Origin of the sequence: Bradyrhizobium sp. BRP20 (genome assembly GCF_020194215.1) — a bacterium.
GTDB classification, from domain to species: domain Bacteria; phylum Pseudomonadota; class Alphaproteobacteria; order Rhizobiales; family Xanthobacteraceae; genus Bradyrhizobium; species Bradyrhizobium yuanmingense.
Map to the genome: position 1 here is coordinate 191784 of NZ_JADYVY010000001.1, position 15973 is coordinate 207756.

The window sequence follows — 15973 nt, forward strand, 5'->3', positions numbered from 1 at the left end:
TTCTGGGCAAGCGAGCGCCGCCGGTCGCAAACAAGAACGGGGCCTCGCAAGGCCCCGTTCGTCGCAATCGATCCGATCCGCTCAGGTCGTTTTCTCTTCGAGCACCGTGCGGCCTCGCGGCTTGCGAATCTCGTCGACATAGGCCTGCATTTCCCGCGACGGCGCCCTTCCCAGCAGGCTCACGATGATGATCACCGCGAAGCCGAATGGCGTCCCCAGCAAACCGCATGCGATGTTGTTGAGGTTGAACCAACCCACCTTGTTGGCGAGCGGGTGGGCCAGCGTCGGCCAACTCTCCATGGCGTTGGGCAATGCCATGGCCTTGGCGATGTCGACCAGCGGTGCGCCGGTGACCGGATTGAGCAGCGACGTCATGCCGAAATACTTGACGCCCGCGCCAGGGAAATAGCGCGTGACGAGCAGGTAGAACATGCACAGCCCAAATCCGGCGATGATGCCGCAGATCGCGCCCGTGGACGTCGTGCGCTTCCACCACACACCCATCACAAGCGCCGGGAAGTTGCCCGCCATCGCCAGGGAGAACGCCCAGCCGACCATGGCCAGGATATCCCCGGGCTTGGTGGCAGCCGTCGCCGCGGCAATGACTGCGACCGCCAGCAGCAGCACGCGCGCGATGATCAGCCGGCGTGCCGTCGGCGCGTTCGGATCGATCATCTTGTAGTAGACGTCATGCGACAGTGCATTGGCGATCGCGAGCAGCAGCCCGTCGGCGGTGGACAGAGCCGCGGCCAGGCCGCCGGCCGCGACGAGGCCCGAGATCACGTAGGGAAGGCCCGCGATCTCCGGTGTCGAGAGCACGATCACGTCCGTGTTGATCACGAAGTCCTGCAGCCGGACCACACCGGGGTGACCGGCAACGGCCTTGCAGGCGGCAATGACGGCGTCGATGTTGACGGCGTTCTTGCCGCAGATCTGGATCAGCCCGAGCTCGCCCCAGCTGAACAGCCAGGGCCTGATCGCGGACAGATCGCGCCCGATGATGTTCGTGTACACCTCCAGCTTCGAGAACGCCGCATAGGCAGGCGCCGAGAAGTACAGGAGGAAGATGAACAGCAGCGACCATGCCACGGATTGCCGCGCCTCACGCACCGACGGTGTCGTGAAGTAGCGCATCAAGATGTGCGGCAGCGAGGCCGTCCCGACCATCATGCACAGAATGATCGCAAAGAAGTTCAGCGGGCTATAGCTGAAGAACGGCTGAATGTGCGGCTTGAGGCTTGCCGCCGCCGCCAGTCCGTTCGCGAGCATGTCCTGTTCGCGCGCCGTGATGTCCGCGATCGCGTGCCCATAGGTCAGCTGCGGAAGCGGTATCCCGTAGATCTTGGTCGACAGGATCACGATCGGTGTCAGGTAGGCTATGATCAGCACGATGTACTGGGCCACCTGCGTCCAGGTCACCGCGCGCATGCCGCCCAGCATCGAGCAGACCAGGATGCCGACCAGTCCCGCGAAAACCGCGAGCTCGAACTGCATTCCGAGGAAGCGCGAGGCAATGATGCCCGTGCCGTAGATCTGCGCCGTGACATAGGTGAACGAGCAGGCGACGAGCACGACGACGCCCAGCGCCCGGGCGAAATTGCCGCCATAACGGAAGGACAAGAAGTCGGGCACCGTATAGGCGCCGAATTTGCGCAGATAAGGCCCGATCAGGATGGAGACCAGCACGAAGCCGCCGGTCCATCCGAGCACCCAGGCAAGTCCGTCATAGCCGAGCAGGAACAGCGTGCCCGCCATGCCGACGAAGGACGCTGCCGACATCCAGTCGGCACCGGTGGCCATGCCGTTGTAGAACGCCGGTACGCTGCGACCGGCCACATAGTATTCCGAGACTTGCGCCGTTCGCGACAGAATGCCGATGATGGCGTAGACCGCGAGCGTGAAGAACACGAACAGGTAGCCGAGAACCTTGTTCGGCACCCCGATCACTTCGAGGGCGGCGAGCAGAAGGACGAACGCGACGAATCCACCGGTGTAGAAGCCGTAGATCCGCCCGAGGTTGCTGAGAAAGTCGGAGCCGCCGGTTGAGGCCTGCGTAGCCATGTTCAATCCCCCTAATCGTCTTCTGCGAAGCCGAATTCTCGGTCGATCTTGTCCTGCTGTCTGGCGAAGACGAACAGGATGACCACGAAGGCGATCAGCGAACCCTGCGCGGCCATATAGAAGCCGAGCGGGAAGCCAAGGATCGGCAGCTTGATGGCGTTGAGCGGAACCACGAACATGTGGATGACGTATCCGAAGAAGAACCAGATGCCGAGGTTGATCAGCATCAGGCGCGAGGTCTTGCGCCAGTGGGCTTCTTCTCGTTCTTTGAGATTTTGGGAGTCAGGCATGGGCTGCATTTCCTCTGTCAGCACTCCGGCATGCGAGCCGGAGGAATCGAGGGGTTGCATACCCGTCGCTGCGGCCCCCCCGTGCCGCCTTCCAACCGGTCTTTCGCCAATTTGGAATGTCGGAGGCTAACATCAGGAGTGCCGAGGTCTTTCTAATACTTTCGGAGGGAACCGATGTTGCGGATGCGAACGGCGCTGCGGCCGTTGACAATTCGGGCGCGGCGAGCGCGGGATAGCACGGCGATTCCGTTTGGCAGGATCGGATTGCGATGAAGCTGCTGCAGAAATTCTTTCGTCCCCGGCCGCCGATTGGCGATCGCAAGGCGCTTGCCGACTTCATAGACGCGCAGTCGGCATTCATCGTGCAAAAGGGTATTTACGAGTATTCGCGTGCCCGCGCGGGCCATTACGCCAAGGTGCTGTTTGCCGAGGAAGGCTTTGCACAAGCCGTCGAACGGTCGCGCTGGCAGGCTTATCCGCTCGGGCTTGCGATGGTCGGCGAGATGGTCGAGGGGGTATTGCGCCCACATGCCGGCATGCACCGCCGGGCGGTTCTCGACCAGATGATCCTCGTCGTCCTCTCGGTTTTCGACCGTTACCCCGTGCCGCCGTCGCTCGGCGAGGACGCCTGGCTTGAGGCCCGGCGCGAGCTGGAGCAGAGGCTCGACCTTGTTGGCGGGCATGCGCCCAAGCGCGTGATGGACATTCCCGAGCCGCTGGCGGAAACCTATTTTGCGATGATGCCGATCCACGAAAAGCTGCGCGGACGGGATTTCGAGACGATCCGCAATTACCTGCGCGTCAGCCTGTGCAACATCCATGACGAATTGGTCGATCGCATCGATGCGGCTGCCGTGACCAACAGGCTGCTGGCGTAGGATCGCCCGGCCTCTGCCAATGCCCGGTTTGCCGGCCAGCATCGCACGGTCCGGGCCTTCCGAGGGAGGACAATGGATACGACGAGTGGTGCTGCCCCGCTTTTGTCGCTCGACGCCGTTGTCATCGATGCCGAAACGACTGGGCTCGATCCGCGCAAGGCGCGGGTGATCGAGCTTGCGGGCGTGCGTCTGTCGGCCGGAAAGCTGGTCGACGGCGGTTCGTTCGTTCAATTGCTGCGGCCGGCCGATCAACCGATCCCCGCCGAAACGACGCGCATTCACGGCATCGATGATGCCATGGTCGCTGAATCGCCGCTATTCGTGGATGTGTGGCCGCGTTTCGAGGCATTCCTCGGCCGGACGGTCGTCATCGGGCACATGATCGGTTTCGATCTGGCCGTCCTGAAGCGCGAATGCGATCTGGCGGGATTGCCATGGTCCCGGCCTCGAACGCTCGATACCAGACTGCTTGCGGAGATCGTTGCGCCGGACCTCGGCGGATACCAGCTGGAGAATCTTGCGGCCTGGCTTGGCATTGACGTAGCCGGCCGGCACTCCGCTCTCGGCGATGCGATCACGACGGCACGGATCTTCCTTGCGCTGCTGCCGAGGCTGCGCGAGCACGGCATCCGGACCGTCGCTCAAGCCGAGCGGGTCTGTCGCGCGCTCACCACGGTGCTCGACGATCAGGTGCGGATGGGTTGGGTCGAGCCGGTCGAAGCGACGGCTCGTATCGATGCAGAGCAAACGCTGAAGCGATTCGACGCCTATGCCTATCGCCACCGCAACCGCGACATCATGCGGTATCCCGTCATTTTCGTCGGTCCGGACGTTTCGGTGAGCGAAGCCCTGGCGCGAATGACCAGCGAGAGAATATCGGCTGTGTACGTCGGTGCGGCGGATGCGGCCGCCGACGATATCAAGGCCGTCGAGGCCGGGATCGTTACCGAGCGTGACGTGCTGCGGGCGATCGCCCGGCTCGGTGCCCCCGCGCTGGAGCTGCCGGTGCACCGCATCATGAGCAGGCCGCTGGCGGCGATTCCCGAGGACGCGCTTGTCTATCGCGCGATTGGCCGGATGAATCGCCTCAAGACCCGCCATCTCGGCGTCGTCGATGAGGCCGGCCGGGTGGTCGGTGCGTTGTCCGCGCGGGACCTGCTGCGTCTGCGGGCAGGGGAGGCCATATCGCTCGGCGACGAGATCGAGGATGCTGCGGATACGCAGGCATTGGCGCTGGCCTGGGCGAAGCTGCCGCGGGTTGCGGAGGTGCTCCTGGCGGAAGGATTGTCCGGGCGTCAGATTGCGGAGGTGATCTCCAGCGAGCTCTGCGCCCTCACCCGTCAGGCCGCTGTGATCGCCGAGCGGATCATGCGGGATCGCGGTCGGGGCGCGGCCCCCACGCCCTACACGCTGATCGTGCTCGGGTCTGCCGGGCGCGGCGAAAGCCTGCTGGCGATGGATCAGGACAATGCCGTGATCTTCGCGCAAGGCGAGCCGGGAGGCGACGAGGATCGCTGGTTTGAGACGTTCGCAGCGCACGTTGCAGATATTCTGCACGAGGCCGGTGTGCCTTATTGCAAGGGGGGCGTCATGGCGAAAAACCCACCCTGGCGCGGCTCTGTCGCAACCTGGCGGGACCGCATCGAGCACTGGGTCTGCCGCTCCAGTCCAAAGGATCTGCTGTCGGTCGATATCTTTTTCGATCTCCGGGCCGTTCATGGCGACGGCAGCCTTGCCGTCGCGGTCAGGCAGGCGGCTTTCGCGGCAGCCGAGGGGCAGGTCGCGTTCGCCAAGCTTCTGGTCGAGGGGATCAGCGTCCCTGCGAGCCTGAAATTCTTCGGCGGCATTCGCACTGACGGCGGTCGCATCGACCTCAAGGCGGCAGGGCTGTTCGGCCTGGTCGCTGCAGCGCGTGCGATGGCGATCCGATACCATGTGATGGACCGATCGACATCGCAACGCCTCGCGGGCGTGAAGGCCCTGGTTGGCCGTGGCCAGACCGATCTCGATGCGCTCGACGAGGCCCATGGTATCTTTCTGGAGCTGATCGTGTCGCAACAGATTGCGGATGTGGCGCAGGGGACGGCGCCCTCCAATGCGGTGTTGGTCAAGCCGTTGTCGGCCCGTGATCGCGAGCGATTGAGGGCAGCGCTTCAAGCGGTCGCCGTGATCGATGAGTTGACCCGAGACCTGCTGTTCAGGGATTGATGAGACTCGTCAGCGGCTTTTTGCGCTGCAACATCAGTTGGTTGACGCCTGTGATTAACCGCCTTGCGACTACGGGCGGAAGGTTGCCTTGCAAGACGGCTCCAGTCAGTAAACAATCGCAATTGCTGCTTGATCAGCAACGAGTTGAACTTCTTTCCCGATCTTTCGTCGGCCTGCGGAACAGATGACTGCAACAGCCAATGCAAACACCCATCTCGTCATCGCCGATGATCATCCCCTGTTCCGCGATGCGCTGCGGCAGGCGGTGGCGGGCGTTCTCCCCGCGGCTCGGATCGACGAGGCCGGATCCTTCGAGGATCTGACCAAGCTTCTTGAGCAGGCCTCCGAGGTCGACCTGGTCCTGCTCGACCTCTCCATGCCTGGGATCTCCGGCTTTTCCGGCCTGATCTATCTGCGTGCGCAATACCCGGCGATCCCGGTCGTGATCGTCTCGGCCTCCGACGACAGCGCCACGATCCGCCGTTCGCTCGATTTCGGTGCGTCCGGCTTCATCCCGAAGCGATTCGGGGTCGAGACCTTGCGCGACGCCATCCTCAAGGTGATGGAGGGCGACGTCTGGGTCCCCGCCGATACCGACCTCTCCGCCGCCGCCGATCCCGACATGACCCGCCTGCGGGACCGCCTGGTGACGCTGACGCCTCAGCAGGTTCGCGTCCTGATGATGCTGTCGGAGGGCCTTCTCAACAAGCAGATCGCCTACGAGCTCGGTGTCTCAGAGGCCACCATCAAGGCGCATGTCTCGGCGATCCTGCAGAAGCTCGGCGTCGAGAGCCGGACGCAAGCGGTGATTGCCGCCGCCAAGATCGCCGGCGGCCAGTGGAAGCAGGGTACGCCGACGGAATAGGGCTGCTACAGCGTGGTCAGAAGCACGCTGGCCGCTTTGATATCCGCCGTATCGGCGCCCTCGGCAAAGCCCTCGAGCGCCGATTGGAGCCATCGCTTCGCCTCGTCGCGCTGCCCGCGTCCGGCAAACAGCCCGGCGAGATCGATCGCAGCGCGCAGCTCCCAGGCCGCGGCGCCTTGCCGGCGGCTGAGATCCAGGGATTGCATGAAGTGGGCTTCTGCCTGCTCGGCGTCGGGCTCCGGCAGCGACAACAGAACTCTGCCTTTCATCCGCAGCAACTCGGGCATGTAGAGATGATCGCCGCTCTGATCGACGAGGCGGATCGCATCGTCGATCAGGCGCGCACTCTGCTCGACCTGTCCAAGCGCCAACAAGCCTTGAACCAGTGCGATGTTGAAGGTCGTGGTGAGCAGTTCGTAGCCGGCCTCGTGGAGCTCGCGTAGGCAAGCCATGATCGTATCGACGCCTTGCGCGGCGTCTCCCCGACGGATCGCCAGTTCGCCCTTCACGCCGCGGCCCACCACGAGATAGGGACCCATCGAGCGAGATTCGGCATGCGCGATGAATTGGTCGATGCTCTGCTCGGCGCCGTCGAGATCGCCGTCCCAGAGCGAGATCGAGACCGCCCAGATCAGGGCGATGCAGAGCGTGATCGGATGCTCCATCTGCGCGGCTTCAGTCACCGTCTGTTGCGCCAGCTGCCGCGCGTCCGCGGGCCGGCCCTGTAACCAGAGTTCGCGCGCCAGCGTGATGCCGGCCCGGTTGCGATGATCGAAGCCATGGATGGTGCTGATTCGTTCGGCGCCCGGCCCTTGCCATGCGACCTCCAGCATCTTCAGCGCGTCGCGGTGCTCGCCGGCCAGATGCAGCGAGACCCCGAGCAACGAATGGGCGAGGACGATCGAGCCGGGATCGCCGAGCGGCTGCGCGACCGCAAGGCTCTGCTGCGCATAGCCAAGCGCGGCATGGAACTGCCCCATCCGTTCGTGAAAGATATGCATGCGGCCGAGCAGCTGCAGCTGGTTCGGCGCGTCGCCGCGCGCCTCCGCGATCGCAAGGCTCCTGCTCAAGGCCACGCGCGCCGCCTCGCTGCCGCCGCGCGTGAACATCAGGGTCAGCCCGAGGGCAGCCTGGATGTGCATTTCATCGGCGCTGCCGCGCGCGGACGGGGTCATCGCAAGCAGTGCCCGTTCCGACCAGCGCCGGCATTCGATCAAGAGGGACATCGCGAGGAAGATCGGCGCTGCCGCGGCGGCGAGCGCAATGCCGGCGGTGGCGTCGCCGCCCGCGCCAAAGCACCAGTCCAGCGCGGCACGCACATTGTGGAGCGCGGAGAAGTGGATCGCCCGTTCGTCGGCGTTCGGCGTTGCCGCCCATGTGCTGCCGGCCTGCTCCAGCCATCGCCGGTAGTAGGTCGCGTGGCGGGCGGCGAGCGCGGCGTCGTTCGGCTCGATCTCGAGCAGATAGGCGCGCGTGGTATCGAGCAGACGGTAGCGCATCATGGCGCCGACCGGCCGCGGCGCGACCATCGATTTGGTGACGAGACTGTCGATGGCATCGAACAAATGGGAGCGGTCGGCACGTTCATCCGGGACGACCTCGAGGGCGGCGTCGATGGTGAAGTGACCTGCGAAGACCGCCAGCCTGCGGAGGACGAGGCGCTCGATGTCGGACAGCAGCCCGTAGCTCCAGTCCAGCGTCGCCCGCAACGTCTTCTGTCGCCGGGGCGCGGTGCGCTGGCCCTGCCAGAGCAGATTGAGACGCTCATCGAGCAGCGCGGCCGTCTGCTCCAGGCCGTAAGCTTCGACCCGGCCGGCGGCGAGCTCGATCGCCAGGGCCATGCCGTCGAGCTTGCGGCAGATCCTCGCGATAGTCGCGGCGTTGGTATCGTCGAGCGCGATCTGCGCGCCGCCAGCGGTCGCCCGTTCGATGAAGAGCTGAAGCGCGGGATAGGTTTGTGCAGCCGCCGCACTCAGCCCGGCACTATCAGGCGGTACGGCGAGCGGCGCCAGTCGATAGACCTGCTCGCCCTCGACGCGCAGGGCTTCGCGGCTGGTGGCGAGGATGTGGACATCAGGCGCAGCGTGGAAGATCGCCGAAGCCAGCGGTGCCGCCGCGGCGATGACATGCTCGCAATTGTCGAGGATGAGCAGCAACCGCTTGTCCCTGACATGCGCGAGCAGCGCGGGCAGGGGATCGTCGGTCTCGGCCGGCAAGCCGAGCATCAACAGGATCGAGGTGATCACGAGATCGGGATCGCTGAGCGCGGCAAGGTCGACGAAATGCGCGGCGTCGGAGAACGTCGCGAGCAGGTCGTGGGCGATCGCCACCGCGACGGCAGTCTTGCCCACGCCGCCCGGACCGACGATCGTGACGAAGCGCGAGGTGAGAAGCTTGTCGGAGATGGTGGCGACCGCCTGGTCGCGTCCGACCATCCGTTGCAGCCGATTCGGCAGCTTGACCGGCGGCAATTCCATCGGCGGGGACGAGCGCCGCGCCGCCGGAGGCTCCGTGTGCGAGATCGGCGCCACGAAGCAATAGCCGCGCCCGGAAAGCGTCGTGATGTAGCGTGCGCCGTCATTGCCGTCGCCGAGCGCCTTGCGGAGAGCGGCGATGTGAAAGCGCAGATTGGCCTCTTCGACGGTGATGCCGGGCCACACCAGCGCCATCAGATCCCATTTGCTGACGACCTCGTTCGGCCGCGACATCAGTGCGATCAGCGCGTCGAAGGCCTTCGCACCCAGCGGCACCGCGAGGCCGTCGCGCGTCACGAGCCTTTCATGTGGCGCCACGGTGAATGGTCCGAACGAGAGTCTTGGCCCGGTCGGCGTGGTCATCGCGAAATCTTGCTCATTTGCGAACCGGATAGCCAGAGGGCAGCCATCCCGCAAGGCCTGCGTTGCATCGGCCTCAGACCTTGTTTGCAGACCTCGCATCAGCTTCTGCGCCGGCCTCACAACTTCTCACAAGTCCAAACGGGTCTCCGGAGCGCGTCGCTGCTAGTCAGTTTGCGCGACTGCAAGGAGCTCTTCATGACGCAAACGGCAAAACTGCTCTACACGGCCCGGACCCACACCAGCGGCGGCCGGCACGACGGCATATCGCGCAGTTCCGACGGTCGCCTCGACGTCAAGCTGTCGCCGCCGGGCGGGGCCGGCATCGGCACAAATCCCGAGCAATTGTTTGCGGCCGGCTGGTCGGCCTGCTTCGAAGGCGCCATGGAACTCGCCGCGCGCAAGCAGAAGGTGACCCTTCCCAGGAAAAGCGCGATCGACGCGGAGATCGATCTGGTGCTCGACGAGGGCGCCTACGCGCTGAGGGCGCGCCTCAATGTCAGCCTGCCGGGACTCGACCCCGAGATCGCACGCGGCATCATCGATGAAGCGCATCAAACCTGCCCCTACTCCAAGGCCGTCCGCGGCAACATCGACGTCACGGTCGCGCTGATCTGACGCACCATCATCAACCACGACGAGGTCACACCATCATGAAGCAGCTCATCGATCAGCACCGCCGCCAGTTTCTCGGCATCGCCACCGGAGCCGCCGCCGCGGGCATCGGCGTGATCGCGTTCGCTCGTGCCGAGACGGAACCGCAGCGATCCCAAGCATCGAATGCGTCCTTCGGCGCGATCAAGCAGATCGATGCCGGCGTTCTCAACGTCGGCTATGCCGAGGCGGGTCCCTCGAACGGTCCGGTAGCGATCCTGCTGCATGGCTGGCCCTACGACATTCACGCCTTCATTGACGTCGCGCCCCTCCTGGCAAAGGCCGGCTATCGCGTGATCATCCCATACTTGCGTGGCTACGGCACGACGCACTTCCTCTCCAGCGAAACGCCGCGCAACGGCGAGCCTGTGGCCATGGCCGCGGACATCATCGCGCTGATGGACAAGCTCGAGATCAAGAAAGCCGTCGTCGCCGGCTTCGACTGGGGTGCACGCACCGCCGACATCATCGCCGCGCTGTGGCCGGACCGTTGTCGCGCGTTGGTAGCGGTCAGCGGCTATCTGATCTCGAGCCAGGCTGCCGGCAACGCGCCGTTGCCGCCGCAGGCGGAGCTGCAATGGTGGTACCAGTTCTACTTCGCGACCGAACGCGGCCGGGCCGGATACGAGAAGTACACGCACGATTTCGCCAAGCTGATCTGGAAGCTGGCCTCGCCGCAGTGGAAGTTCGACGACGCCACCTTCAACAGGAGCGCGGCGGCGCTCGACAACAGGGATCATGTCGCGATCACGATCCACAATTACCGCTGGCGGCTCGGGCTCGCCCAGGGCGAGGCAAAATACGAGCCTCTCGAAAAGAAGCTGGCCGCGGCTCCGCAGATCGAGGTGCCGACGATCACGATGGAGGGCGACGCCAACGGAGCGCCGCATCCCGAGCCGAGCGCCTATGCCAAGAAGTTCTCAGGCCGATACGAGTTTCGCCTGATCACAGGCGGCGTCGGCCACAATCTGCCGCAGGAAGCGCCACAAGCCTTCGCCAAGGCCGTCATCGACGCCGACGGCGCCTAGGCATTCGTCGGCACCTCCGTCCAGCCTCATTGATCGAGCCCGATGAAACATCATGACGATAGCCGAACCCGAAAAGAAGAAATCTCTCTACACCACGATGATCGTGCTGACCGTGGTCGTCCTCGTCGTGCTCCTGACCTGCATGCCCTACCTCGTCACGATCGCCTTCGCGGAAGGGCCAGCGGAACAGAGCGCGGCGGACGCCTCGCCGATCTTCGGCGTCACAATTCCAGCCGGCTATAAGCGGTGGGAGCTGATCGCGCCGGCCGAAGAGGCCGCGCCGCTCGACGAGCTGCGCGCTGTTGTCGGCAACCAGATCGCCATCGATGCCTATCAGGCCGGAAAACTGCCGTTCCCGGACGGCACCATCCTGGTCAAGCGCGCCTGGAAGCGAAAGCAGTCACCCGAGTTTGCGTCCGCGACGATTCCCGGCGCCGCCACCACGGTCCAGGTGATGGTGAAGGATTCCAGGAAATACTCGGCTACCGGCGGCTGGGGCTTTGGCCGCTTCATCAACGGCAAGCCGGTGGACGAGGCGCAGCACCGCACCTGCTTCGCCTGCCACGACGCCCGCGCCAAGAGCCGCGACTATGTCTTCACGCGGCTTGCGCCTTGAGACATACGGTGACTGGCTTGAAGACTTGGTTCATCAGCGGCAGCTCTCGCGGGCTTGGCCGTGCCATCACGGAAGCGGCACTCGCCGCGGGCGACCAGGTGGTTGCCACTGCGCGGACGCTCCAACCGCTTGAACCGTTGCGGGAACGTTTCGCTGAAAGACTGTGCCTTGCAACGCTCGACGTCACGGATGAAGCTGCCGCGCCGGCAGCCATCGCGCTTGCTGCGGAGACGTTCGGCGGACTCGACGTGGTCGTCAACAATGCCGGCTACGGCGACCTCGGATCGGTCGAGGATACTGGCCTGGACTCGTTCCGGCGGCAGATCGAGGCCAATTTGATAGGCACCATTATCGTCACCAAGGCGGCGATTCCGGTGCTGCGCCGGCAGCGCCGTGGCCACATCGTGCAAGTCTCGTCCGTAGGCGGCCGGATCGGCGCCCCAGCCCGCGCCGCCTATTCGGCCGCGAAATGGGGTATCGAGGGCTTTTCGGAATCGCTGGCGCGCGAGATGGCGCTGATCGGCGTGAACGTCACGATCGTCGAGCCCGGCGGCTTTCGCACCGGCTTTGCGCGAGCCGCACATGGGACCGGCGAAGGACGCCCGGAATACGATGCGCTCGTCGGCGCTGCCGTCAGGATGCAGCGCGATTACGACGGCCGGCAGCCCGGCGATCCAGCCAAAGCCGCGGCCGTGGTTCTGAAGCTTGCCGATATGGAGCGCCCGCCTCTGCGCATTGCGCTCGGAAGCGATGCCGTCGACGCCATCGCTGCGATCGATAAGCTCCGCCTCGAAGAGCTGGAGAGGTGGCGAGCGCTCAGCGTATCGACTGACTATTGACCCCGGGGGCCTCACTCCGCCGCCACCATTTGTTGCGTGCGCCACTGGCCCAGCAGGGCACGCAGCGAAGCCGGCTTCACCGGCTTGTTGAGCACCGCGATCTTCTCGTCACGCGCGGCGACCTGCACGGCGGGGCTGCGGTCGGCCGTGATCAGGATCGCAGGGATGGTATCGCCGAAACGGCGGCGGATCTCGCGGATGGCGGCGATGCCGTTGCCGCGATCGAGGTGATAATCGACCAGAAGGCCGGTGACGCGGCGGCCGGCGGTTTCGATCGCAGCGATCGCGCCTTCGGGATCGGCGACCGCGATCACCTCGGCGTCCCAAGCCTTGAGCAGCGTGCGCATGCCGTCGAGGATCGCCGCATCGTTCTCGATGCAGACGATCAGCGCGCCCGAGATCGGTGTGCGCGCCAGCGGCGTCGCGCTGGTCACGGCCGCGGTGTGGGTGACCGCCTTCGCCGTCGGCACGGTCACCGAGAACACCGAGCCGCCGCTTCGATTGCCGTCGATGGCGATGCCGTGCTTGAGCACGCGAGCCAGGCGTTCCACGATCGAGAGGCCGAGGCCCAGACCGCGCGCGATCCGCGCCCCCTGCTCCAGGCGATGGAATTCCTTGAAGATCTCGCCGCGCTTGACCGCGGGGATACCGACGCCGGTGTCGTAGACGCAGATCTTGAGCGAGGCGCCGCGGCGGCGGCAGCCGACCAGCACGCGGCCGCGCGGGGTATACTTGATCGCGTTCGAGATCAGGTTCTGGAGCAGGCGCCGCAGCAGGAGCCGGTCCGACTCGACCGGCAGCGAGCAGGGCACGAAGGCGAGCTCCAGGCCCTTGGCGCGCGCGATCGGCGCGAACTCGATTTCCAGCGACCGCATCAGATCGGCCATCTTGAAGCTCGAGATCGAGGTCGCCATCGCGCCGGCATCGAGCCTGGAAATGTCGAGCAGCGCGCCGAGGATTTCCTCGATCGCCTGCAAGGATTCGTCGATGTTCTCGACCAGCCGCGTCTCCTCGCCATTGTGCTGGCGCTCGACGAGGCTGGTGACGTAGAGCCGCGCCGCGTTCAGCGGCTGCAGGATGTCGTGGCTGGCGGCGGCGAGGAAACGCGTCTTGGAGATGCTGGCGTCCTCCGCCGCGCTCTTGGCGATGGCCAGCTCGGAGTTCAGCCGCGTCAGCTCCTCGGTGCGGTCGCGCACGCGCTTTTCCAGCGTCGCATTGGCGCGCTCCAGCGCTTCGGCGGCTTCGAAGCTCGGCGTGACGTCGGTGAAAGTGATGACGAAGCCCCCGCCGGGCATGCGGTTGGTGAGCACTTCGATCACCATGTGGCGTTCCGGCAGCCGCTCGAGATAAGGCTCGCTGTCGGTGGTGTAGGCCGCAAGGCGCCGTTCCAGCAGGGCCTCGCGCTCGAGCGGATCGTTCGGATCGCCGAGGCCGATGAACTCCAGGATCTCGCGCAAGGGCGTGCCGAACTGGATCAGATGCAGCGGCACATTGAGGAGGTCGCCGAACTGCCGGTTGGAGCAGATCAGTTGCAGATCGGCGTCGAACACGGCGATGCCCTGGCGCACATGGTTGAGCGCGGTCTGCAGGATCTCGCGGTTGAAATGCAGCGCGGCGTGCGAATCGTCGAGCAGCTTCAGCGCGGCCTTGGCGGAGACCGTCCGCTTGCGCAGCAGCAGCGACATCACGAGGCGGGAGGAGGCCGCGCCGATCGAGGAGGCAATCAGATGCTCGGCGTGTTGCAGCAGCTCGAAATCGGCGGGCGCACCGGGCTCCAGCCGCACGTTGCGCCGCGCCGAGAAGGCCTCGAAGGAATGTCGCGCGCGGTCGGGCCCGAGATATTGCGCCACCGTGGTCTGGATGTCCTGCACGGTGACGGTGCTGCGCCAGCGGCGGAAGCTCGGGGAGATCGGTGCGAGCGTATTGGGCACGAACAGATCGGCTTGCAGCAGCTCGATGGAGGATGGCCGGCGTGCCAGCGACAGCAGCACATAGGTCAGGATGTTGAGGGACAGCGACCAGATCACGCCGTGCATCAGGGGCGGCAGGTCGGCGCCGAACAGTGCCTGCGGCCGCAGCGCCTCGATGCCGAACGGGCCGTGCTGCAGCAGCAGGATGCCTGACGTCGAGGAATCCATGAAGCTCGGCATGAACAGCGTGTAGAGCCACACCGCAAACCCGACCAGCATGCCGCCGATCGCCCCGCGCGCGGTCGCGCGCCGCCAGAGCAGGCCGCCGAAGAAGCTCGGGGCGAGCTGGGCGATGGCGGCAAAGGAGAGCAGGCCGATCGCCGCGAGCTGGGTGCTGCCGAGCGCGCGATAGTAGAAATAGGCCATCACCATGATGGCGAAGATCGCGAGCCGGCGCGAGCGCAGCAGGAAGTTGCTGAAATCGGCCCCGCCGGCGCGCCCCTCCGGCCGACGTTTCAGCACCAGCGGCACCACGAGGTCGTTCGAGACCATGATGGAGAGCGCGACGCATTCGACGATCACCATGGCGGTTGCCGCCGACAGCCCGCCGACGAAGACGGCGACGCTGAGCAGGTTCGCGCCGCTCTCGATCGGCAGGGCCAACACGTACATATCAGGGTCGGCCGTGCCGAACGGGAAGGTCACGAGGCCGGCGAGCGCGATCGGGATCACGAACAGGTTGATGGCGACGAGGTAGAGCGGAAACAGCCAGCGCGCGCGGCCGACCTCGGCATCCGAGGAATTCTCCACCACGCTGACGTGAAACTGGCGCGGCAGCAGCATGATCGCGCACAGCGACAGCAATGTCATGGTCAGGAAGTTGCCGATCGACGGCGAATAATTGATGGCGCGCACCGCTTCCGGCGTCCTCATCGCGCGCTCGATCAATTCATGCGGCGAGAACATCCAGAAGGTGACGAAGATGCCGGCGGCGAGGAAGGCGACCAGTTTGATGATGGACTCGGTCGCGATCGCCAGCATCAGGCCGTGCTGGTGCTCGGTCGCGTCGGTCTGTCGCGTGCCGAACAGCACAGCGAAGGCCGCCATCGTCAGCGTCACCATCAGCGCCATGTCGCCGAGGATCGGGATGTGCGAGAAGGCCTGGTCTTCGCTCAGGATTGTGCCCAGCGAAGAAGCCACCGCCTTGAGCTGGAGCGCGATATAGGGCACCGAGCCGATGATCGCGATTGCGGCGACGGTCGCCGCCACCGCTTGGCTCTTGCCGTAGCGGGCCCCGATGAAGTCGGCGATCGAGGTGATGTTGTGGGCTTTCGCCAGCTGGATCACGCGTCGGAGCACCCCGGCCCCCAACCCGATCATCAGGATCGGGCCGACATAGATCGCGAGGAAATCGGTCGAGGTGCGGGTCGCGAAGCCGACCGACCCGAAGAAGGTCCAGGACGTGCAGTAGATCGCCAGCGACAGCGGATAGATCAGCCCGGAGGCGCGGCCGCGACCGGCCGGCGAGCGGCGGTCGCCGTGGCTCGCCACCAGGAACAGGAAGCCGATATAGCCGAAGGCGGCGGCGATCACGCCCCAATCGTGCAGCATGGGTCGGGGGCTCTCTCCCTGGGCGCCGGCGGCGCCCGAGCTCATTTTCCTTGCAAACCTAGCGCGTTGAGCGGACGCAAGCGACAGCGAAATGCCGTGCGGCGGTAGGAACTGCCGGCGTCGTTAAGCGGTGGGGCGAGCTGTCCGCCCGCTCTTACCCTCCAGGGGAGGGTAAAAGA

General features: G+C 65.3%; 11 protein-coding genes. 7 read left to right on the forward strand and 4 right to left on the reverse strand.

Going from position 1 to position 15973, the window contains the following annotated elements:
* Nucleotides 1-81: 81 nt before the first annotated feature.
* Nucleotides 82-2061, reverse strand: coding sequence for a sodium:solute symporter family protein (locus tag I6F33_RS00930; protein WP_036040224.1), 1980 nt, complete (start codon nucleotides 2059-2061; stop codon nucleotides 82-84).
* 11 nt (nucleotides 2062-2072) lie between these two features.
* On the reverse strand, nucleotides 2073-2351 hold the full coding sequence (locus I6F33_RS00935; RefSeq protein ID WP_035996678.1) for a DUF4212 domain-containing protein: 279 nt from the start codon (nucleotides 2349-2351) through the stop codon (nucleotides 2073-2075).
* Nucleotides 2352-2620: 269 nt separating this feature from the next.
* Here I6F33_RS00935 and I6F33_RS00940 point away from each other — a divergent pair, with 269 nt between their 5' ends.
* The 3 genes from I6F33_RS00940 (at nucleotide 2621) to I6F33_RS00950 (ending at nucleotide 6302) form a co-directional block, all read left to right on the forward strand.
* Nucleotides 2621-3229, forward strand: a complete 609-nt coding sequence (locus tag I6F33_RS00940; protein ID WP_057028414.1) for a hypothetical protein — start codon at nucleotides 2621-2623, stop codon at nucleotides 3227-3229.
* A 72-nt stretch (nucleotides 3230-3301) separates the two neighbouring features.
* Nucleotides 3302-5437, forward strand: a complete 2136-nt coding sequence (locus I6F33_RS00945; RefSeq protein WP_225140734.1) for a DUF294 nucleotidyltransferase-like domain-containing protein — start codon at nucleotides 3302-3304, stop codon at nucleotides 5435-5437.
* Between the two features lie 184 nt (nucleotides 5438-5621).
* On the forward strand, nucleotides 5622-6302 hold the full coding sequence (locus tag I6F33_RS00950; RefSeq protein WP_035996645.1) for a response regulator transcription factor: 681 nt from the start codon (nucleotides 5622-5624) through the stop codon (nucleotides 6300-6302).
* Nucleotides 6303-6307: 5 nt separating this feature from the next.
* On the opposite strand, the gene I6F33_RS00955 is transcribed toward I6F33_RS00950, so the two are convergent.
* Nucleotides 6308-9139 carry a winged helix-turn-helix domain-containing protein gene (locus I6F33_RS00955; protein ID WP_225140736.1) on the reverse strand — a complete coding sequence of 944 codons (2832 nt, stop codon included), beginning with the start codon at nucleotides 9137-9139 and terminating at the stop codon, nucleotides 6308-6310.
* Nucleotides 9140-9334: 195 nt separating this feature from the next.
* Between I6F33_RS00955 and I6F33_RS00960 the strand changes: the two genes are divergently transcribed.
* Genes I6F33_RS00960 through I6F33_RS00975 form a run of 4 tightly spaced genes read left to right on the forward strand, consistent with a single transcriptional unit; the run spans nucleotide 9335 to nucleotide 12273 of the window.
* Nucleotides 9335-9754 carry an organic hydroperoxide resistance protein gene (locus I6F33_RS00960; RefSeq protein ID WP_035996651.1) on the forward strand — a complete coding sequence of 140 codons (420 nt, stop codon included), beginning with the start codon at nucleotides 9335-9337 and terminating at the stop codon, nucleotides 9752-9754.
* Between the two features lie 35 nt (nucleotides 9755-9789).
* Nucleotides 9790-10818, forward strand: coding sequence for an alpha/beta fold hydrolase (locus tag I6F33_RS00965; protein ID WP_225128525.1), 1029 nt, complete (start codon nucleotides 9790-9792; stop codon nucleotides 10816-10818).
* Between the two features lie 52 nt (nucleotides 10819-10870).
* Entirely contained in the window at nucleotides 10871-11434 is a 564-nt protein-coding gene (locus I6F33_RS00970; RefSeq protein ID WP_225140738.1) for a cytochrome P460 family protein, read from the forward strand.
* Between the two features lie 17 nt (nucleotides 11435-11451).
* On the forward strand, nucleotides 11452-12273 hold the full coding sequence (locus I6F33_RS00975) for an SDR family NAD(P)-dependent oxidoreductase (protein ID WP_035996659.1): 822 nt from the start codon (nucleotides 11452-11454) through the stop codon (nucleotides 12271-12273).
* A gap of 11 nt (nucleotides 12274-12284) precedes the next feature.
* Here I6F33_RS00975 and I6F33_RS00980 read toward each other — a convergent pair whose 3' ends face one another.
* Complete coding sequence (locus I6F33_RS00980; protein WP_109145597.1) at nucleotides 12285-15794, reverse strand: PAS domain-containing hybrid sensor histidine kinase/response regulator; 3510 nt, start codon at nucleotides 15792-15794, stop codon at nucleotides 12285-12287.
* Between the last annotated feature and the right edge of the window lie 179 nt (nucleotides 15795-15973).